The sequence below is a fragment of the Halalkalicoccus paucihalophilus genome, assembly GCF_001593955.1.
GTDB lineage: Archaea > Halobacteriota > Halobacteria > Halobacteriales > Halalkalicoccaceae > Halalkalicoccus > Halalkalicoccus paucihalophilus.
This window is the reverse complement of record NZ_LTAZ01000017.1, coordinates 278,577-300,312: the sequence shown is the minus strand read 5'-3', so window position 1 is coordinate 300,312 and position 21,736 is coordinate 278,577. Positions and strand designations below refer to the sequence as shown.

17 protein-coding genes are annotated in these 21,736 nt (G+C 51.6%); 7 read left to right on the top strand and 10 right to left on the bottom strand.

The genetic code is table 11. The features are described 5' to 3' along the window. Positions 1–142 precede the first annotated feature (142 nt). The 3 genes from HAPAU_RS19265 to HAPAU_RS19255 all read right to left on the bottom strand — a co-directional run bounded on the left by HAPAU_RS19265 (position 143) and on the right by HAPAU_RS19255 (position 3,204). Entirely contained in the window at positions 143–433 is a 291-nt protein-coding gene (locus HAPAU_RS19265; RefSeq protein WP_157078578.1) for a hypothetical protein, read from the bottom strand. Positions 434–860: 427 nt separating this feature from the next. Further along, positions 861–2,027: a M24 family metallopeptidase gene (locus HAPAU_RS19260; RefSeq protein ID WP_066385805.1), complete on the bottom strand. Its 1,167-nt coding sequence runs from the start codon at positions 2,025–2,027 to the stop codon at positions 861–863. Continuing rightward, the gene (locus HAPAU_RS19255; RefSeq protein ID WP_066385804.1) at positions 2,020–3,204 is read right to left on the bottom strand and encodes a M24 family metallopeptidase; all 1,185 of its coding nucleotides are present in this window, start codon (positions 3,202–3,204) and stop codon (positions 2,020–2,022) included. Before HAPAU_RS19255 ends, HAPAU_RS19260 begins: the two co-directional genes overlap by 8 nt. A gap of 144 nt (positions 3,205–3,348) precedes the next feature. Here HAPAU_RS19255 and HAPAU_RS19250 point away from each other — a divergent pair, with 144 nt between their 5' ends. The 3 genes from HAPAU_RS19250 to HAPAU_RS20730 all read left to right on the top strand — a co-directional run bounded on the left by HAPAU_RS19250 (position 3,349) and on the right by HAPAU_RS20730 (position 5,964). Continuing rightward, positions 3,349–4,791: a sodium:solute symporter family protein gene (locus HAPAU_RS19250; RefSeq protein WP_066385803.1), complete on the top strand. Its 1,443-nt coding sequence runs from the start codon at positions 3,349–3,351 to the stop codon at positions 4,789–4,791. A 72-nt stretch (positions 4,792–4,863) separates the two neighbouring features. Then, entirely contained in the window at positions 4,864–5,541 is a 678-nt protein-coding gene (locus HAPAU_RS19245; protein ID WP_084383928.1) for a haloacid dehalogenase type II, read from the top strand. A 114-nt stretch (positions 5,542–5,655) separates the two neighbouring features. Continuing rightward, complete coding sequence (locus HAPAU_RS20730) at positions 5,656–5,964, top strand: cupin domain-containing protein (RefSeq protein WP_084383927.1); 309 nt, start codon at positions 5,656–5,658, stop codon at positions 5,962–5,964. A 68-nt stretch (positions 5,965–6,032) separates the two neighbouring features. Here the strand turns inward: HAPAU_RS20730 and HAPAU_RS19240 are convergent, their stop codons facing one another. The 3 genes from HAPAU_RS19240 to HAPAU_RS19230 all read right to left on the bottom strand — a co-directional run bounded on the left by HAPAU_RS19240 (position 6,033) and on the right by HAPAU_RS19230 (position 12,428). After that, entirely contained in the window at positions 6,033–8,132 is a 2,100-nt protein-coding gene (locus tag HAPAU_RS19240; protein ID WP_084383926.1) for a glycoside hydrolase family 97 protein, read from the bottom strand. A gap of 188 nt (positions 8,133–8,320) precedes the next feature. Then, the gene (gene ggt / locus HAPAU_RS19235; RefSeq protein WP_084383925.1) at positions 8,321–10,075 is read right to left on the bottom strand and encodes a gamma-glutamyltransferase; all 1,755 of its coding nucleotides are present in this window, start codon (positions 10,073–10,075) and stop codon (positions 8,321–8,323) included. A 664-nt stretch (positions 10,076–10,739) separates the two neighbouring features. Beyond that, positions 10,740–12,428 (bottom strand): Na+/H+ antiporter NhaC family protein, encoded by a 1,689-nt coding sequence (locus HAPAU_RS19230; protein WP_394327305.1) that lies wholly within the window; start codon positions 12,426–12,428, stop codon positions 10,740–10,742. Positions 12,429–12,721: 293 nt separating this feature from the next. Here HAPAU_RS19230 and HAPAU_RS19225 point away from each other — a divergent pair, with 293 nt between their 5' ends. Further along, positions 12,722–13,609 carry a DMT family transporter gene (locus tag HAPAU_RS19225; RefSeq protein ID WP_066385798.1) on the top strand — a complete coding sequence of 296 codons (888 nt, stop codon included), beginning with the start codon at positions 12,722–12,724 and terminating at the stop codon, positions 13,607–13,609. 257 nt (positions 13,610–13,866) lie between these two features. Further along, the gene (locus HAPAU_RS19220) at positions 13,867–14,382 is read left to right on the top strand and encodes an amidase family protein (RefSeq protein WP_066385797.1); all 516 of its coding nucleotides are present in this window, start codon (positions 13,867–13,869) and stop codon (positions 14,380–14,382) included. Positions 14,383–14,465: 83 nt separating this feature from the next. Here the strand turns inward: HAPAU_RS19220 and HAPAU_RS19215 are convergent, their stop codons facing one another. After that, positions 14,466–16,073 (bottom strand): amidase family protein, encoded by a 1,608-nt coding sequence (locus HAPAU_RS19215; RefSeq protein WP_245634269.1) that lies wholly within the window; start codon positions 16,071–16,073, stop codon positions 14,466–14,468. Between the two features lie 412 nt (positions 16,074–16,485). After that, entirely contained in the window at positions 16,486–16,920 is a 435-nt protein-coding gene (locus HAPAU_RS19210; RefSeq protein WP_066385795.1) for a CBS domain-containing protein, read from the bottom strand. 324 nt (positions 16,921–17,244) lie between these two features. Here HAPAU_RS19210 and HAPAU_RS19205 point away from each other — a divergent pair, with 324 nt between their 5' ends. Continuing rightward, positions 17,245–18,342, top strand: a complete 1,098-nt coding sequence (locus HAPAU_RS19205; protein WP_084383924.1) for an asparaginase — start codon at positions 17,245–17,247, stop codon at positions 18,340–18,342. 252 nt (positions 18,343–18,594) lie between these two features. On the opposite strand, the gene HAPAU_RS19200 is transcribed toward HAPAU_RS19205, so the two are convergent. Further along, entirely contained in the window at positions 18,595–19,080 is a 486-nt protein-coding gene (locus tag HAPAU_RS19200) for a GNAT family N-acetyltransferase (RefSeq protein WP_169802695.1), read from the bottom strand. Positions 19,081–19,260: 180 nt separating this feature from the next. Further along, the gene (locus HAPAU_RS19195) at positions 19,261–19,548 is read right to left on the bottom strand and encodes an amphi-Trp domain-containing protein (protein WP_066385896.1); all 288 of its coding nucleotides are present in this window, start codon (positions 19,546–19,548) and stop codon (positions 19,261–19,263) included. 383 nt (positions 19,549–19,931) lie between these two features. Here HAPAU_RS19195 and HAPAU_RS21390 point away from each other — a divergent pair, with 383 nt between their 5' ends. Next, positions 19,932–21,098 (top strand): carboxypeptidase regulatory-like domain-containing protein, encoded by a 1,167-nt coding sequence (locus HAPAU_RS21390; protein ID WP_157078577.1) that lies wholly within the window; start codon positions 19,932–19,934, stop codon positions 21,096–21,098. The last annotated feature ends 638 nt before the right edge of the window (positions 21,099–21,736 follow it).

The following is a 21,736-nucleotide window of genomic DNA, read 5'->3' as shown; positions in this document are numbered from 1 at the left end:
GCCGCTATGTAAAGCCGTTATTCACAATTGATCGACATGATACGTTGTACGGATATTCAGATATTGATTATTAACCTTGATGTGAAACAAACGATGGTCCCGTGCTACATATACCCAACGTTCTCCGAATGGCCAAATTGAGCTAATGGTGACTCATTCGTAGCGAGATAATACGCGCCAAAAAGGTCTGTCTCGATCTCTTGGCGTTTGTGAGCAGCGTCGAGATCGAGGCGCTCTGCGTACGCAAATAGAGCTTCCCGCCGAAGGCCTTCTCGTGATTGTAGAGACGGGAGGGAATCGCGCTCGATTCGCCAATGTAGGCCAACGGTGCATCGCTGTTCTCATACCAGATCCGATACAGGCCGTTATCCGGCGGAGTGGCTTCGAGGCGCTGATCGAGTTGATATGGCTCGGACCACTCGAGTCCATCCACTCTCGGGACCGCGGCGTTCCCCATTGTTGCCAGCTGGGTGGCTCAATGCCCTGCTCAGCATTTGGCTCCTCATCGCCTTCGTCGAGGATACCGCCTTTGAACGTAGGGTCGCTATAGCTGTATGAGGATTGTTTGTAGCCGTCGATTATTCGTCCGAAGTTAGCCGTGGGACTCCGATCGGTTGCACGCCGATGGAGGGCAATGAATGCCGTTTCCAGGCCCTTTCGCTGTTGCTCGTCTTCTAACTTTGTGCTGCTCACGTGTAATACTTCGAGAGCGGGGCCAATCTCATCTCTGATGGCCCAGAGACAAGGAGCTGCGGTATGTGGGTCGCGATACGGCATCTCTTCGGCATAGACACCTCGTGCGAGGCTCTGGACCCGTCGAGAAAAATGGTCGTCGCTAAAATTGGACTGCTGGTGTTAATTCAATCAATCATAATCACTCCGTCGTCGCTGTGAGTGAGTCGGTCGCTTCCATTTTCGGTAATGACGAGCGTATCTGAATGCCGAAGGCCGATACCTTGGTCTGGGAAATATAGGCCTGGTTCGACACTGATGACCATTCCCGGCTTGAGCATTCCGTTTTCTCGAGTGTTGAGGGCGGGCCCCTCATGGATCGTGATTCCTTCACCATGCCCCGACCGATGGATAAGGTTCGATTCGTAGCCAGCGTCCTTCAGTTGTTGTGCTGTCCATGCATCGATCTCATCGACGCCGACTCCCGATTCAATGCGCTCGATCGTACCACGTCGTACGTCAACGAGCGTCTCCATTGCTTGGTAGATCTCATCCGAGACATCTCCTGCCAGTACTGTGCGTTCTTCTTCACACACATACCCTTGTAGTGAAGGAAGCGCTATACCAACGATACTATCACCGCTATTGATCTCGCGGGCTGAAGAGATGCTGTGTGGCTCTAAGGCGTGAGAACCTGCGAGGACGCTCGCAAACCCATATTGGCCAAGCTCATTTGCAGTCCCGATATCATACGATGGATACCATTCGAGATATGTCTCATAGTAGGCGTCCTGAATTGCATTAGCGACGCTAAGCTCAGGCGTATCGATTGCAATTGTCTCCAAATACGCCTCCATACCCGCCCCCGCAAGATCAGCTGCTCGACGGATCATGTCCAATTCCCAGTCCGTTTTGACCATCCGCAATGACTGGTACTCCTCTGTTAGATCGACTAGATCGACGTCAATTGAGTTTGTGAGTTGATCGACCCAGCCGGCTTGGGCTACTGCCCGATCGATACCTAACGAGGTAACGCCTGTCTCTTTAACTACCTCCGCCAGTATCTCGAAGGGTGCATCCGCATCCTCATACAATATCGCTCGGTCCGTCCAGGCGGTTCGATCTGCTTTCCGTGCCTCTAATGCTGGGCCGACAAAGATGCTTGTGCCCTGTGTGACCAAACCAGCTACCGGACGAGAATACATACCTGCATAGCAGCCAGTGAGGTAGTACGAATTTGCTGGCGACAATGCAAGTAGTCCATCGACCTCCGTTTGAGCTATTGTTTCGCGAACCTTTAGCAGGCGATCGTCATCGATGAACTGCGAATCGGGTGTAGGTGTGAGTTTACGCATTGGTTGTAATGGTTAGTTCCGAAATCTGACGTGGATAGTTGGTGAGCATCTCGGTTCCGCCTTCTGTAACCACAATCGTATCCGAGTGACGAAAGCCACCCACGTCAGGGACATAGAATCCTGGCTCAACTGTATAGAGTTCACCCGGCTGAATCTCCCCGTTGTACTCCAAATCCAAGAACGGTCGCTCGTGACCTTCTAATCCGATGTTGTGCCCGATATGATGTTGCACATATTCGCTGACTCCCTGTTCTTCGTAGTAATTCAAGACCTCTTGCTCAATGGTGCTGTATTCCACTCCTGGCTTGATCGCCTCGATTGCGATTTCTTGTGATTCACGCATAATCTCGAAATAGTGGCGTTGTTCTTCGGATGGTTCTCCCACAATGAGCGTTCGTTCTAGTTCGGTTGTATAACCGCTAACGTGCGGTTTGACGATCGTTACAATGGTATCGCCTGATTGGATTCGAGTAGTTTGATCGACACTGTGTGGCCGTGTAGTGACCTCACCCGTTGTAAACTTACACATCATTGGTGCGGACCAGTTCATCATCTCGTAGCGGTCACCGAGTGTATCCAACATAGTCTTCGATGCCTCAGCTTCGACCTCTGTACTGACAACGATCGGGCGTCGCCCCGGCTCAATCCGCTCCTGTAACAGTCGATGGCCTAGAGTCGCCCAGGTACTCGCTTCTTGGATGAGCTCAATTTCAGATTGACTCTTTTGCTCACGCATTGAAGTGATGTAGTCTTCCGTGTGTACAGTCCCTGGAAGCAGCTCAGACAATGCCGGTCCTTGGTATCCATTTCTGCCCGGACTCCCATCCGTATCGACGGCAATGGTACTATCAGCAATCCCTAACGATTCACACATCGTTACGACACGATCCATTGGTTGCCCTTGGGGATAATCGAAGTAGACATGAACATCGTCAATGAGGAACGAATCGCGCTCTGCATGTTCCTTTTCTAGTCGTGGGACGACAATGTCCATCTGCTTATCGGTAACTGCAAGGACGACAGGTCGTTCTGTTGGCAGATGATACATGCCTGAGATGTACTGGATGTTCAAAGAACCGAACAAAAGAACAGCATCGTAGCCGTCCGCATGAGCATGGGAGAGGAGTGTTTCAGTCCGATCCTGATATTCTGCACGGGGTAGCTTGAGAGAGTCCATACACTGTTCGGTTCGTGTATCCGCATATAACCACCCATCAAATATCAATCTTAAATAATATTTTCACTATAGTGATCCACTAATTATATATCTTGTGCTCAGTCACCGTAATACGGAATAACATACCCGATAGAGACAAAGAAAATGGTGCTACAAATACTACAAGCAGGCGTAGAGCCCGATATTACGCTGCTTTACATCGTTCTTGGCTACTTAGGACTAATGCTAGTTGTGGGCTTCTGGGCCTACCAAAAAACAGAGACTGCAGAAGACTTCATGTTGGCTGGGCGGAGTCTTGGCGCACTCATTATCGCAGGAACGCTGATGGCTACGTGGATGGGGTCTGGTAGTGTGACTGGCGGAGGTAACTCTGTCGCCTACAGCAATGGTATCTGGGCGGCGGTACTTTTTGGCACTGCTCCTCTCCTTGGTATCGCAATTCTCAAATCATTCGCATCACAGATTCGGGGATTCGGTACATACACTATTCCGGAAATACTCGAAGAAGGAATTGGGAAAGAAGCGAAAGGGATCGGCCTACTGGTTATTGCATTCGCATACGTTGGTATTGTCTCATACCAATTCACAGGCTTCGGTTTTATTCTGGCAGCAACAACAGGACTCCCTGTTGAGACTGGCACACTCATTGCAGCAGTTGTTATTATTGTTTTAGCAACGATGGGTGGATTGATGTCAGTTGCATATACGGACGCAATTAGCGCATTTTTGATGGTCGTTGGTCTTGTTGTCGGGCTTCCATTTGTGTTGAGTGCTGCAGGTGGCTGGGGAGAAATTACGACAACGGTACCAGCATCTAGTCTGACTGTTTTGGGTGATTTGAGCCCGATTCAATTTATGGGACTATGGGTGCCACCACTATTATTAGTACTAGCAGATCAGAACATGTATCAGCGGTTGATCGCTGGCGAAAGCGATGAAGGAACCGGTATTGGTATCATTGGTTGGTTTATCGGTGTCGCCGTCGCTGGCGTTATTATTCCGATCATTGCTTTTGCGGCACGATCTATGTTCCCTAACATTGATCCTGGCATGGCACTGATTTCAGTGACAACCGTTATTCCAACCTGGGTAGGCGGGATTTTACTGGCTGCAGCTGCTGCCTTTATCATTACTACTGGGAATTCGTTCTTGCTTTCTGCGAGTACAAATATCTCACAAGACCTGTACAAGGGGTTCATCAATCCAGAAGCATCCGATAGAGCCGTTCTATGGCTCACGCGAGGTGCTGTTGTTGTGCTCGGGACTTTCTCATACATAATGGGCCAATATTTTCCAACGATTCTGGAACTGCAACTCTACGCGTACACCGCCTATGGTGCAACGATTACGCCTGCTGTGTTCGCGATATTCCTTATGCGTAACCGGCTAACGAAGATGGGTGGTATCGCAGGGATGCTTGTTGGATTTGCTATTGCTGTCTCTTGGGAAGCAATCCTTGGCCAGCCGCTAGGGTTAGACGCCGTCATTATTGCGGCTCCGGCTGCTGCAATCGCGATTATTGCAGTCAGTATGCTTACGCAGAACTACTCTGGTGGCACTACTGTTTCGGCAGGCCACGAACACTGACTCGTCGGTTGTTGCAACTGCCATCCTACTGCGGAACAAATTTATATAAGACTTTCACGTCGGTGCCCACGCATGACCGAAGTACTCTGTTTCGATGTCTATGGATCAACCCATAATCAGCATAGTGTTACAGATACGTTAGAAGCGGTCACGGGTCTCCCAAGTCCAATCGTACAAGACATGTCCGAGATGTGGGTTGAATACCAGATCTCATACTCGATGGAAGTCACGCTGATGAGGGACTACAGATCATGGTGGGATCTCACCACTGAATCACTTGATTATGTCCTCGACTACTATGGCGTTAACTTGACCGATACGGAGTATCAGCGAGTGATGGAGGCCTACAAACATCTCGAACCGTACGAGGATCTTGCGAACTTCGGGCAGCTTCGAGATGCTGGTCACGAGCTGTATATTCTCTCTGATGGCAACCAAGACATGCTCACTGAACTTGCGGAAAATACTGGATTTGACGAGTATCTCACCGGTATTGTAAGCGTCGAGGATGTCGAGGTATTCAAGCCGCACCCGAAGGCCTACGAGAACATCGAGAACTATACTGACCGCTCGCTTGAAGACTGTACAATGGTTGCGACCCATACCTTTGATGTCGCTGGTGCACAGGCAGCGGGAATGAAGACGATCTTAGTGAATCGGTTTAACGTTCCAGCAACCCGACTGAGTCATACGCCTGATATGGTGGTTGACTCATATGCAGAGTTAGCTGACCATCTTTCGGGGGAGTAGTAGCACCATGATTCTTGAGCCAGTTTGATCCTGAAAGTAGCTGTTCATTATAGCGTTTATCTATACTGATGTCTCAGGCCAGCAGTTTAGTAGCTGCTTCTGGTTGAAGAGTAGATGGGATACCACCTTGTCGACGCTGACGACCTTGACCAATGGGACGACCGCCCGACAGACGTTCGCTCGTTGAGTGTCGCAGCCGGATACGACTACCAAGATTCAAAGCTCGGGCTTCGCGTCTACGAACTCGCTCCGGGTGACCAATCGGGACTCAAATACTATTCCCATACTGAACAAGTCGAAGCATTCTACGTGCTTGATGGGACGCTACACGTCGAGATGCCCGACAAAGAGTGCGTCGTCGAATCTGACCGAGCGCCGTTTGTCGATCCTAGAAGTCCGCAGCGTGCATTCAATCCTGGTTGAGGCCGATAGCCATCCTCTGATCGCAAAAACGACGTTAGTAGTATACTGCACTTCTGGCTTTCTGGATCTTATCGAGATGGCCACAGACGAGCGACGAATCCTCCGTTCTCGGCGATATCAACTGAGACTGTTTCATCAGCAGTGACGGTTTGTTCACGCGATGTGAGCGCCGTGCCGTCATCAGCATCGCTAATCAAACGCATTGTATATTGCTGGTCATCTGGGAGGAACGAAAGTAATAGGTTAACCGTCTGGCTGTCTCCGGCTGTGATACTGCCGACAAACCACTGGTCTCCATCGCATCTCGCTAGTGTGGCCTCTTCTTCAGGTGTTCCACTCACGAACGTTGTCTCATCCCAGACGGCCGAGACCTCACTTAGGAATTGTTCGGCCAACGGATACTCTTGGTAGCTTTCGATACTGTCAGCGAAGTGCTGGAGGTCCGACTGGAAGACAACCGATAACGCGAGCTCATGGCCAATCGTTGTTTCAGCATTGTCGCCCGTTGCCGAGAAGGTTACAGGCGTATAATCCATTGGGCCAACGACGTTTCGTGTGAATGGGAGTACAACGTTGTGCGACGCCGGTACCTCTTCCCACTTGTACTGTTCTGCACCGTAGATCGCTTCGGACGTCAGTAGATGTGGCCACGTACGTCGCCGCCCCTTCGGAAGCGTTGATCCATGGAAGTTGACGAGCAGTTCATGATCGGCTGTCGCTGCAAGCACCTCATCATACCACTGCATCCGTTGCTGACGATCGGAGTCCATGTAATCGATCTTGACTCCGCTGACGCCCCACGATTTCAATCGTGAGAACAACGTCTCTCGCTTTCTCTCCGTATTCAAGTCTGTCCAAACCATCCAGACGAGGATCTCAACATCACGGTCATTCGCATAGTCGACTAACTCTGGCATCCACTCACGGCGCCAGCCGCGGTCAACAAGTGTATACTCCCAGCCTTGCTCAGCTGCATAATCGACGTACTGTTTTTGTATCTCTAAATCCCGCGGGCTGTCGCCATCAGACCACCACGACCAGTCGACGATTCCAGGAGTGATCCACGACGTGTCGTTGACCTGTGGAGGTTCACTCAGTGCTGCGACGAGGTTCGATTCGACGATGGACGATAGATCTCCGATGAGGGCGACACGCCATGGCGTTTCTAATGGGAGGGATGAATCGACAATCGTGGGCAGCCCATATCCCTCCTGTCCAGCGAACCTGAGTTCGAAAAGTCGCGGGTTCTCGTCATAGTCGAACTCTTCGTTTTCAGGGATGATTTCATCGCGATCGTTCTCTTCGCCAACGAGTGATTCCTCACGTGGGGCGTCATCGCCCATTCTACCATCTTCACCATTGACTGCGAGATGTGATGCACAATAGTTTCCGTCGACGTTTGCTTCGGTAAGCAACGTATAGGCGTCATCAGTGACCTCAAATAGTCCAGGGAAACCGAAAGTACCGCTGGCGGATGCAACGTCAGTTCCCTCCCAGACGGATTCATACCGATTATTGTATGAATGTAGCCATGCGGTTGATCCCTCCGGAATCTGGAACGCACTTACTTCCTTGTCGACAAGGATGTGCCCCTCGCCGGGAAGTTGATAGCGATACGCAATCCCTTCATTTGAAACGAGGAGTTCGAGTTGGAGACTCCCGTTCGGTGAGCCAAATGTAAGAGTTCCAAGTCGGGCATGTAGGGTCTGTTGTCCGGATTTGTCACCGCCCACCGTCTCGTACTGTTGCTTGATCGTTTTGACAGTAGTATCTTCTAACGAGAGGCTGGTAACGAACTGTCCTACGTAGGTAGTAATACCTAGTGGCGAGGGTTCGATAACGGTCGTTCCGTCATAGTTCACCGTAAGTGAGGCAACACGGCCAGACGGGAGGTCATCGTCAAGACGCTGGGATGGTCCCATTTCAACGGTAGCTTGGATACTCCCATTTGGACTTGTTACAGTCCCTGAGCCATGGATCTCCGTTGAGGCTGACGCCGATTGAATACCCGTATTAGTGCTTGCTAGCCCAGCAATTGGGCCGATTGCAGCAGCACCCTGTAGGACCGACCGTCGGGTGACTGGAAGGGAGGCCGTTGCGTCCTTCGAATTCACATGGCTTTCTTCCTCAGTGTCAGATACTTCTCCCTGATAGTCGTTATCAGACATCTTCTGCTAGTCATCCACTATATTTATTAATATTAACTTAGTATATTTTATATACTATTTTAAATAAATAGATAGCGGTGGATAAGTGGTAATTGGATTTTTGTGACCACTCCCTCTTCTTAGGAGCGGGTTTCTCCCAAAGGGCCTCAACGACGTTACCAGGGATACAACGGTTCTAATGCGAACCGTTAGAATCCGATCGCTTGGCCATCACGCCGCGGTTCCGAACCGCCGATCAGGGTCCCGTCTTCGGTGCGATAGATAAGTTGTCCGCCACCGTAGTGGCCTGCATCGGGAACGAAGTACTCTTCTTCGGTAATTACGTCATGGCCACGTTCCCGAAGGTCACTGATCGTCTCTTCGGGGAGGCGCGAGGTTTCAAGTGTCACTTCATGATCTTCCATGAATCGGAATCGAGGGGTATCGATCGCTGCCTGTGGGTTCAATTCCGAATCGATCATATTCGCGATGACTTGGACATGCCCTTGGGGCTGCATATCCCCTCCCATCACACCGAAGGAGGCACGGAATTCGCCATCTTCGGCAAGCATCGCTGGGACAAGTGTATGGAACGGACGCTTTCCGGGTTCGAGTGCGTTCGCGTCATCAGAGTCAAGGCTAAAGGAGAACCCACGATTTTGTAGCATGAAGCCTCCGACGGCAAGTCCACTCGCAAAGGGGTAGTACCCACTATTGATCAGTGAAACGGCGTTGTTATCCCCGTCTACAACGGTAAGATAGACTGTATCACTGTGTCTATCGGCCTGTGGTGTATACTCACCTACTGAGGATCCAATCCCGTTAACACGGTTGGCAGCGTACTCTTTCGAAAGCATCGTCTCTACTGGGATTTGCTCGGCTTCGGGATCCGAGACGAACTCGTAGGCATCAGCAAAGGCGATTTTCATCGCTTCGATCATCCGATGGAGACGCTCCGGGTCAGTCGGATCTTCCTCGATGTCGAAGTTCTCGAGGATGTTGAGTGCCTGTAGCGCAACAACACCCTGCGTATTCGGTGGATGTTCAAGCACCTCTACACCATGATACTCGGTTGAAATAGGGTCTCCCCACGTACTCTCGTGGTTTTCCAGATCGGAGAGCTCCATCACGCCGTCGTGCTGTTGGACGATCTCGACGATTTCCTGGCCGAGATCACCACCGTAGAACGTCTCAATACCGTCTTCGGCGATCCGTTCGAGCGAATCAGCGAACGCGGGGTTTGAGAAGATCTCTTCGGGCCGTGGTGGTCGCCCATCAGGCAGGAAGGTCTCGGCAAACGAATCGAATCCTTCGACCCGCGGTGCAGCCTCTTCCCACTGTGCTGCAACGTATTCGGTAATCGGCACCCCCTGACGGGCGTACTCAATTGTTGGCTGGAACACGTCGGCGAGCTCCTGGGTGCCGTATCGGTCGATGAGCTGATGGAAGCCGTCGACTGCGCCTGGAACGGTAACGGGAAGTCCTCCTTCTGCCGGAATAATGGGTTGACCATTCTCCGTTTCATCGGTACGCTCACAGTACGTATCGATATCCGCAGCGGCAGGTGCGCGACCACTGCCGTTCAATGCTTTAAATTCCCCATCAAAATGGGTCAGCGCAAACATATCCCCTGCAATCGAAGTCATATGGGGCTCGACGAAATTGAGCATTGTTGCGGTTGCAACCGCAGCATCGGCAGCGTTCCCGCCCTCCTGCAGAGTTTGAACCCCGACTTGTGCGGCGAGTGGATGGCTTGTCGATACCATGCCGTTTTGGGCCATTACTGCCGATCGGCGCCCGATGAACTGCCAGGGATAGTCGAACTCTGCTCCGTGACCTGCATCGATATTCAATCCGTCGTGAGCGTTGTCTGTTGCCGTGGCCGCCGTGGTGCTTGTACCGATGGCTGCTGTTGCTGTCGTCGCGATTCCAAGTTGTTTCAAGAACGTGCGTCTGTGTGACATACACTCTATTTTACTGAGCGAGACTTTGTAAGCGATTTTGACGATTGAGAAATATACTGTATAAACGGTATTCTTCCGATCATCTATTCCGAGGAATAGACTGACAGTCCGGAGCGGGTGACGCTTGCCAACAAAGAGCTTTAATTCACTGCGCTTGAGGTTGACGGCAAGGAAAGATTGAGGCCGTGATGATCAAATTTCGTGCCTTGTGCAACAAGCCGCTTCTTGGATACAGGATATTGCACAAGGTAGATTCTCTTTGCGGAGCGACTACCCGCTGTTAGTCCTAGCTAACGTATACACTCTTCATCAACGGCCGACATTGTACGTCCCTCGATACTGCTACTAGTACGCCGTCTCGACAGTCCGGAGATCGAACTTGCCCGGATTCCACTCACGGAGTGCAGTAAGGATTCATGGATAGTCAGAAAATCGCAGTGCTCGATCCTCACCAAAGAGAGCTGCAACCATATATCGATCACCGACTGCGTAGGTCGTCGGATCGTGAAACGCGAGAACGACTGTTGCGGTCGTAGGCCCGATCCCAGGAATTGACGTGAGAGTTTCCAACTGGAGCTTCGGATCGTTGACGAGGAACGCTGCTTCGCTTATGCTGGACGAACGCTCTAGGAACCTCGTAGATTTGCTCGATGTATACGATTTATTATCCGCCCAGTGTTGCGAAGGCGAATACGAGCGCAAAGTATGCGATTACAACCACAAGAGCAACCAGTGGCACCGTGTCAAGTAGGTCATACTCACCGGTTGTCTCACTCCGTTGGCGATCGACCGATTCGCGATGCAGTTCGTGGCGCTCGATCTTCTCTCTTGTCGGCATCACCTCGGGGAGATTCTTCCGTCGTGTATCTAGCTTGTTAAGTCCCAGAACGGCGGCGGTAGTGAGAATGAATGCCAATGGCAGGAGTATGAACACCTGCTGTAAGCCAACAGCGTACAGCAATAGGATAATGACCGTCACTCCCGCTGCAGTCATGGCAAATGGAATCTGAGTATTAACGTGATCGATATGGTCAGCACCCGCGAAAATCGAGGACATCACCGTTGTATCGCTGATCGGTGAGCAGTGATCACCCCAGATCGCACCGCCGAACAGCACGCCCATGAGGACCGGTAGAATTCCGGTCCCGACTAATTCGTACCCCAGCGGGACAGCCAGCGGTGTCAGGATCCCCATCGTGCCCCATGATGTTCCAGTCGTAAATGCGATGAACATCGCGGCGACGAAGATGATCAATGGAAGGAACGATCCGGGGACACCGCCGCTTACCATCGCGTTGACGATGTATTCGGCGGTTCCGACTTCCTCGGCAGCTAGGCCGATCGTCCACGCCAGAACGATGATCGCTGCAGCGATGATCATCGTTTTGAATCCGTTGATGATCGTATCACTGGCCTCGTCAAGATCCATTGTCCCGTACCCGAGGGCGCCAATCATTCCGACGGCCATGAAAGCGAACGCGGCATACAGCAATCCGAGGGCGACATCAGTCTCTTGGAACGCAGTCGCTATGTCAACACCGGGTTGGTAGCCGCCCCCCAGCCACCACATTGCGACGATTCCGACAGTGAGCAGGACAATGATTGGAAGAAAGAAGTTCATCAGCTTGGGATTTTTCCGGCTTGGCTCACCGACGTCAGTCGTGATATCGGACAGGGGAGTCGCATCCTCACGTATCGTTTGCCCTGTAGTCCGAGCACGCCATTCGGCGTCGAGCATCGGACCGTAGAACCGTTGTGTGATTGCGATTAGTCCGACCATGAAAAATGCCATAAAACAGTAGATGTTCCACGGAATACTTTGCAGGAAGATCCCGAAGGCTGTGACGCCGAGTTCTTCGGTCGTGACATCAATCGCCTCGAATCCGACGATGATCATCGAGACCTGAAAGCCGATCCAGTTCGAGACGGGGCCGAACGTCGTGACGGGCGAGGTAGTCGAATCGAGGACATACGAGTGCATCTCGCGGGAACTATCGTTTTGCTCGGAGAGTTCCCGTGTCGCGTTGCCGGTAACGATCGTACTTGTATAGGAATCGAAGAAGATGAAAATCCCGATTAGCCACGTCAGGATCTGCGAATCACGTGCAGTCTCGATTCGGTGTCCGATCCACTGTTCGAGGGCGATGATTCCGCCTGACTTGTAGATAAAGGCGGCACCGGCTCCCATGAACATAATCAACACAAGAAATCTCGCGTTGAATGGAGTCATGAGAACGTCGACGATCCAGTCGGTTGAGAGGGCTGTTGCAGCGATCGGATTCCAGTTTGCGATCATCAATGCTCCGATCCAGACCCCTGCGAACAACGAGACAAGGGTTTGTCTCGTAGTCATTGCTAAGATAATAGCCACAAGGGGTGGCGCAAGCGCAAGGATACCGTACTCAGACATTGTTCTTCTATGGGTGGGATTCTCAAGAATAATAAATTACAGGGGATCAGACGATATTTCTCCCCAGTGTCTATCGTTATCGCTGTTTCTCCGTCAAAACGCCTCAGCGTTTCTGTCCATAATCACTCACTCGGCTACCAACGGTGTACCTTCTGTGTATATGATCTGTTGATAGGGGGCGCTGACTGGTATGTAACGATACTCATTGGTAGGGGGATACTGAGAAACGAGTGTGCATGAGTGGCTACAGCGACTGGCGTCATCTTGATTCTGAACGGACGGGGCTCATGTTGGTATTCCTTTCAGCTGTGGGCTTCGGTACGCTCGGTATCTTTGGCATCTACGCTCAACGTGCAGGTCTCTCGATTCCGACTGTGCTCGTCTTTCGGTTCCTATTCGCGACGATATTCGTGTGGGCACTCCTTGCGTGGAGAGGCCGATTAGCACTTCTTCACGGGCGAGCACTGCTGATTGCACTCGGCCTCGGAGCGTTCGGCTACGCGACGCAGAGCGGGCTCTACTTCGTCGGATTGGAATTTATGACCGCAGGAATGGTCGCCATTGTTCTCTATACATATCCTGTCTTTGTCGTCATTCTAGCGGTTGCCCTCATTGGGGAACGGGTGAGCCGATCGATGCTAATAGCACTCTGCTTCGCTCTCGGTGGTATCGCACTCGTCACTGGAGCAAACCCTGCGGGTGCATCGCTTGTAGGCGTACTCGTCGTTCTTGGCGCTGCGCTTGCGTACGCCGCTTACATTACTCTCTCCCGATCGATGCTCCTGACGATTGATCCGCTGGTTCTGACTGCGTACGTGCTACCGGCTGCTGGCACATCGTTTGTCGTCATTGGCACGGCAGGCGGAGACCTCACGATTCCACAGACCCTGTCCGCGTGGACGATCCTCCTGTGTCTCGGGATTTTCGCGACCGCGATTCCGGTTGTTGCGTTCTTCGCCGGGCTCAAACAGATCGGCGCCAGTCGAGCTGGGATCATCAGCACTGCTGAACCTCCTGTCACAGTTGCTCTCGGTGCGGTACTCTTCGCTGAGCCAGTTACGACGGCAACAGTTATCGGTGGGATTCTTATCCTGATTGGTGTTATTATACTTGAACGAGAGTAATGATGTGGTGTATGGAATCGTACTGATAATCGCGGTGTGGTAGATTTTGGAATGAGTTCGCGAACAAGACTGTTCAGCTAGTAGTAGTTGAGGGCAAGGGAGCGCAATAAGGGAGGTTCCGGCCGGGTTACTATCTTGTGCAACAATCACCGCTCCTATTGATGTTGCACAAGACAAAACAAACTCGGGTTCTGGATAGCTCTACGGGCGACCAAGAGTAGGGTCTACTAGGTGCTGTCGGTGAGCGCGAGATCGTGATGACGAAAGGTGAGAGGGATTGTCTTGCCGGTCTCGAGTTCAAGAACTACCTCAATGAATACCTGACAGAGCGTGATACGCCAGTCGAGAATCTGGAAGAGATCATCGCGATCAGCAGCGGTGAGGACTTCTCGATTGATGAGACAGTGCTTGAACGGCTGGAAGAGGCCCAATCTCGAGGATCATTTACCGACAATTTCTATCAGCGAACGCTTGATACAGGACCGGATATAATCCGGCGGATTCTCACCGAATCGATGAAGAAACACGACCCTGATGCACTCGTTGCTCCAACTGGTTCTTGTCCACCGGAGCCGTTACCGTCAGCAGAAGACATTGACTACGACTGTGAGAATACACCATCCAGAACGCTCCTAGGGAACATTTCAGGGTATCCAGAGGTGTCTGTTCCTATCGGGTTCACTTCGGACGGACTCCCGATCAGTGTCTTGTTCCTTGGGCAGGCGTTCTGTGAACCGACTCTGTTCGGATTGGCGTATCTTACGAGCAGGTGACGATGAAACGAGAGGCGCCAGCTACGGACCAGTAAAAAAGAAAAAGTAATCGACGAAAGGAGGTAAGATCCGTTTCTATGGGATTATTGCTTTACTGGGCCGAAATTTTTCGGTGGCTGGCGATGCTGCGTTCCCTGCTCATAGGCATACGCAACCTCAAAGAGCGTTGGTTCATCGAACGGTCGGCACAGGAATTCCATACCAACAGGCACGCATCCCCCTGAAAATCCGCCCGGAACCGTAATTGAGGAGAACCCTGTTCCGGAACTGAGAAAGCCATTCCGGCCAAGTTGATCGTCGCCGATCTCGGCAACAAGCTGTTTCTGATGCGGGAAGAAAAACGCATCCAGCTCATCTTCTGCCATAATGTCGTATAATCGTCCTATGAACTGGTTCCGACGGTAGAGTCGTTCGAAATACTCCGGTTCATCCGTTGGCGATTCGATTTCTAGCGCAGCCTGTAATCCGGATTCAAGCGATTCGTGGTATTCGTCGGCCTCAACAAAATCCTCGAACGTCTCAATCGGAGCTCCGGATCCAAGACTATCGAGATACTCGTTGAACTGCTCTTGTTGCTCGAAACTTCCGACGTGGAATGAGTCGATCAGTTCATCGACATCGATCTCTGCATCGACCTCGATTGTTTCCGCGCCCAATGCTTTGAGGTCACCAATAGCCTCTTCAGCGACTTCAACGACTGGTTTGGATTCAGGGCCGCTACTGAAAACACTCCGGAGGATACCAATTTGGGCATCGTTCAAACCATCCGGATTGAGACAATCAGTGTAACTATCAGGAATATGTTCGACCCCTTTTGCTGTCGACGGGTCTTGTGGATCATACCCAGCAATAACGTCGAGCATTTTTGCAGCATCAGTGACCGACTGGGTGATCGGTCCAACCATGTCTTGCGTCAGCGCTACTGGAATTGTTCCGTCTCGACTGACTAATCCATGACTGGGACGCAGCCCAACCAGGTTACAGGCTGAGGCGGGTGATCGCACTGAATTCACGGTGTCCGTTCCGAACCCAATCGGAGCCATGTTTGTGGCGAGTGCTGCGCCAGTTCCACCGCTTGATCCGCCAGGTGTGCGATCCAATGCATATGGATTCCGTACTTGGCCACCTAATGAACTAACACTGGTACCGCCACCGGCGAGTTCGTGAAGATTCGCTTTCGCAAGGATGATCGCGCCGGCTTCACGCATCCGCTTCACAACGAACGCGTCGTCTGGTGCCATTGACTCTTCGAGCGTTACCGCCCCACCAGTCGTCGGCATATCCTTTGTATCTTGATTATCCTTCAAGATCGTCGGGATACCGTGCAGCGGTCCAACAAAATTGCCGTCCTTGAGTTTCCTATCAAGTTCATCGGCGCGATCAAGTGCCTTTGGATTGACCGTCAAAATAGCGTTCAATTCGTCGTTGTACGCTTCGATCCGTTCCAAATATTGTTCGACGACCTCCCGAATAGTCGTGCGCTCGTTGATGATCGCGGCGTGGATATCTGATACTGTCGCTTCAATCACATCGAACGATTCATCGTTACTGTCCATTCCTGCGACTGCTGGAGTAGAGAGTGCGCTCACAACACCGGTCGCTCCGACTGCTTTTAGAATTGTGCGACGACCGATACCGTGCTTCTTAACTACTGCTTTCCCCTCACCACTGGTTTCGCTGTCCTCCGACATTGTATGTGATTTGTCCACATATCACTATTAAAGTCTATTCCTATTCCAGATAAAATAGATAATATGTATGTAGTAATACGGGGTACTATTGTATACTCGTTTGTTTTATTCGCCTGAGTTCAATAGGGTTGGGAGCAAATTTGAGGTTCGATTACTTGGAGCAACTGCTGTTATTAAACTGCTCGAGAATTCGCTTCGTGATCCGGAGTTTACTCGTACTCGCCCTTATTACCGCGATGCAGCTATGCCGGTACTGAGGATGTTTCTGCGTAGGCTTACGGTCTATAATCTCTCTGCTATTGGTGATGCCGGTACCCCCTGTATTCACCCTTATAAATGCGAAGCGCATCGTGGAAATAGGAAGCCCCACTCTCTAGTGCGAGCCGTCAGACAAGCGGTAGGATGAGGTAGTTCATGTGTGGTCGTATGGTGGTATTTCGGCTTCAATCACGTCACCGAGGAGTTTGAGTTCTCGCCCGAGAAGGATCACAAAGTCATCGAACGTGACGATCCCAGCGAGGTCTCCATCCGAATCGACGGCTGGAATCCGTCGTACACTCGCCTCCTCCATTGTGCGTAACACGTCGAAAATTCCGCTCTCAACGTCGACCGTAACGACGTCTTCGCTCATCACGTCTGCAGCTGTCAGCGACGCGGGGTCTTGGTCACGTGCGACTACCTCAATTGCGATATCACGATCCGTGACGATCCCGCGCGGACGATCCTCTTCAACGATAACGAGACTCCCCACGTTCTCTTCGTCCATTAACTGTGCCGCGTCAGTGAGCGACGCATCTGGAGCTACACTCACGACCTGTTCACGGGCGATTGACTTGATTTTGGGCATGCGAATACACCTCCTATCGCCAGCCGCACCGCTATATTCGCTCTATACCATGTTAAACTCTCTCATACTCGTAATATGCCAAATACATCCCCCGTAGTCAGCTGGCTGTCCTCAGGTCCTACTAGCAGATGTGCGTCATACCATCCTTTGTTTCGATTATTTATCGTTAATCCAACACTAAATCGTTCAATTGCGCTAACATCTACTGATCTAAGTGCATGCTTTTTACGCAGGTTGGATGTAGGTACGATTACTGTAGTGAGCATATTCCTATTTTGCAGATACCCAGATCATTATTATGATAGCTGTTATCATAACTCATGAATGATTCCATATGATTTCAAACGTCGATCATTCATACAGATGATGGGCATCGCTGGTGGCACAGGACTTGCGAGTAGTACTGCCGTCGGAACCGATGACGACGCGAACGCTGATGAGGTGCCAGAGTACGATGGGACTGTCGTACAAGTACTGAGTATGGGTGGGACTATTGCAAGCACTCCTGGAGAGGGTGGGGCCTCTCCCTCCCAAAGTGGTGAGGCGCTAATCGAATCAGTTCCCGAACTGAACAACTACGCTGATGAGATCCTCGTCGAACAAGTTACGCAACTCGGTAGCTTCAATCTTGATCAGGATGATGTCGCCGATCTCGGTGAAGCCGCTCGCAATGTTGAAAACATCGCTGATGGTATTGTCGTAACTCATGGCACCGATACGATGGAAGAATCAGCGTACCATCTTGATTTAGCGTTAGATCTCGATATCCCGATCATCTTTACTGGTGCTCAGCGTCGTCCAGATGAAGTGAGTACAGACGGTCCTGCGAACCTCATAACCTCGTTTCGGGCTGCGACACACGATGAGATCCGTAACGGCGTCTATATTGCCTTCAATGAGGAACTGCACGCCGCTCGCGACGTGACGAAGGGTCATACGAGTAAGTTAGAAACGTTCGAATCACCGAACAAAGGCCCGGTTGCGGCATTTACGCGCGACAACGTGCGGCTGTACCGTGAACCGAAGAGCTACTCTGTGTCACTTTCAGCACTTCGCCCGGATAAGACAGTGTCAATCGCCGCTTCGGGACAAGGTATGGATGACCGCCAAATCAAGTTTGCAATTGAGCAAGGTGACGATGGACTCGTTCTCGACGGGTTTGGCCTTGGGAATACCAGTGAGATCTTGAGTGATGCTGTTCAAGATGCAATCGATAGTGGTCTTCCCGTCGTTGTAACCTCACGAACGCACGCAGGCACACTGAACGCGATCTACGGTAATGGGGGTGGACAAACTCTCAAGGACCATGGTGCAATCAGCGGCGGTGATCTACCAGCTCACAAAGCTCGGATCAAGCTCCTGTTGGCGCTCGAAGCAACGAACAGCGTGACTGAGCTTCGCGATTGTTTCAGCTCATGGTGATGAGACTGGCTCTGTTGGTATCATAATAGCCCGATATCACTGTCGCTGAAACGTTCATTAGGCAGGTGTGCCCGTTTATCACTTTGCTTTTGCGTAGTACATTGTAGATGTAGAGCTAGCTGTAATTCGCCATTGAACCGGGCTGGGCAGGAACTCGTTTGTGAAGCGTGAGAACGACGATGCTACCGATGAATGTACTTATTGGACCTCTCACGGTGATCTGTCTCAGGAGCCGTGCTGAATACAGAGCGCTTATCGCTCAGATCTCAGGAGACCAAATCTGTACTCATCTACGTATCGGCCGAACCCATACCAATGGTCGTGGAGAACCCCTTCTTGCTGGAAATCGAGTTTTTCGAGTACTCTATTCGAAGCCACGTTGTCTCCGACTGTGCGGGCCCAGACCTTGTGAAGGCCAAGTTCATCGAAGGCGTGGGTCAAACAGAGATCGGCCGCTCCGGTCGCGTATCCCTTCCCCTGCTCGTCAGGGGCAATCCAGTAGCTCAACTCAGCCTTACTGCCCTCTAGATCGATATCCTTGATAGAAGCGCTCCCAACGGGATCCCCCTTCCGACACACGAGGAACGTATGGCAATCGTCGGACTCGATGTTTGTCGCGATGTCCTCTTCGGAGACTGGTGCCCGAATGGTCTCGTATCCGGCGTGTCGTACTTGTGGATCATTGAGATTGCGAGCAAGAAACTCGTAATCCTCTGACTGAACTGTACGAAGCGTCACTTGTTCTCCTTTGAGAAATACGGGTCCTGGCATCACCCGAACATTGTGAAAGAAACATGGTGAATCTTCGTGCTGTTTCTAGGTGGTGGCTTAATCCGACACTTCTAAATACAAGCTCTATATTTTGCACGGCACTTCTGCCACCAGTTGGGTAGTTAGCCGACTTTCTGCGAGATACAATCACTCGATTTCTAGCTGGCCGCTCCCACTGTCTCCCCCACTGGCGTTCTCGTCCCATTCAAGTTCGAACTCGATACTCAATTCACCGGATCCATCCGCTGGCCCCTCACGTTCGGCTTTGACCTCGAACGTCGGGCGAGCTGGCGGCTCCATCGTCACGGACTCGGATCCCGATTTTAGCGTGATTGCGTCCCCTTGTTCCAATTTATCGGCTACACGGCGAAGGTACGCTGCGATCTCATCTCGACTCTGATTGCTTTCCGATTTGAACAGGACTTCTTCAGGCATGTAGATACATATATCGTCTATGCTGATAACTGCACTCCTCTGTCGGAATCGCTCTGCTGAACTCATCTTCTGTATGCAGAACCTCGTTCCTATCACGTTCTGAGTGTCTCAAGTTTGATCCGGCCGTGGACCCACCTATTCTCTGCCGGCAGATCACGGCTTCGCTGGGGTCGAAACTCCGACGGTTCCCTTCGCGAACTGAAACTCCTCTTTGTCCTCGCTTTCGGCGGGTGTGTGCTCGTCGCCTGCGTTGCGAGTGTACTGCTGTCGGTAAAGAACAGCGCCAGAGTGAATCATCTGAAATCCTTCGAGGGGTAAGACAGACGGCATCCGTTGTAGCGGTATAAAGGGTAGCGATAATACGACAACAAGATTGAGAAAAGATGACTATATTTCAGAACAATAGCAAAACAATGCTACAAAGATCACAGATCCTAGTGATTGCACTCGTTGCATCAATCGCCCTTGCGGGCTGTGCAGGATGGGGAACCGGCAGCCCCGCCGACAACGCAACCGGCGAACCAAACCAGAGCGACGACCTCGAGCAAGAACAGAACGACACGAATCCAAGTGAAGACACCTCCGATACACCACTTGGATCTGAGGACTCATCCACCTCGGACGCGGACAGTAGCGACTCGGATGCTTCAAGCCCACAATCCGACGATAGCGACGACTCAAGCAGTGATTCGGATGCCGATACTCCCGATTCAAACGACGAGGATACCGATGTACAACAAGAACACAGTGACCTCACCGTTACGGTTACGGACGCGGACGGCAACCCCGTTGAGGGTGTGGACGTAACGGCCACGCACGACGATTCTGGCGAGGAACGGACCCTTACGACTGATGCGGATGGCACGGTCGTCTTTAGCGTGATTGACGGTGACTTTAGCCTCTCGACCGGCGACGCCACCGAGACCGTTACGGTCGATGGCGATACGGAGGCTACGCTCGAGACGGACAGTGATTCCTCTAGCGGTGGTAGTAGCGAGGGTAACGAAAGCGAAGGCGACGAAAACGGAGCGGACGAGAACAGTACTGGGGAACCCGAACAGCCCGAGAATCCTGACGAACCAGAGAACCCGGAAGAGCCCGAACAGCCAGAGGAACCGGAGCAACCCGAGGAACCGGAAGATCCTGAAGAACCTGATCAGCCAGAGGAGCCTGAAGAGCCTGAGGAGCCCGAACAACCCGAAGAACCGACCGTTCATAACGTAAATTTTAGCGTGGCTGACAACGCGACTGGTGAGCCGATTGAAGGCGCGTCGATCGAAGCTGTTGGCGGGCGACTACCAAGCGGTGGGGAGATGGTATTCGGCGGTGAAACGGATGCGAACGGCGAATACTCGACGACGGCCGCCGAATATGAACGCTATGAGGTGACGGTTCGGGCTGATGGCTACGAGCCGATGTCGAGTACCGTCCCGATTACGAGTGATACCAATCGGACCTTTGGGCTGACGCCCGAGAATCCTGAACCTGCGCCGAGTCCGGCACCGAATGAAACAAACTCGACAAATTCGACGAATACAACAGTTGTGTAGCTACTATTCCATAATTCTACTACGTTGTTCGGTGAAAGCGGTGGTATGAGTTTGTGGCTACCAATCTTCTTTCCATCTCAGTAGATATCGATATGCAGTTCCGGTAACGACGAATTCTATCCGCGATTCGCGGAACGATTCAATTCGGATAGTGGGATTGCTGCTGCCCTCCCGAAAAGATCTGAGCGACGTGGTCGAAAATCGAACGTCGTCGAGGGCACCTACGAGATCGGTGTAAACGAACATGATGGCCTGTTCACTAGCTATATTGCTGCATTAGCCACTGTTGTCGACGACCACATCGTGTCGAATCCTTCCTTGATTGGACGGATCGACGAACTCTATGAGGAAACTCTTGCAGAGGTTCTTGCGAGTGACTCTGCGTGAGTAGTTCATAGCCGAACCAAACCACTGTTTTAGGCGTGTGGGTTGAGCTGGGGAGATCTACTGCATTTCAGTCTCTCTGTGCAGCACGCTATTCTTATCACAGTCTGCAAATTTCAATAGAGTACTGGTTGGACCTCTGTGGTTGTTCGTAAGAGGCCCTCTTTTGACGTGGTCAGCCTTGTGCAACAAAACGCTTCTTGGATGTGAACTGTTGCACAAGGTAGACTCTCCTCGCGTAGCGACTATCCACT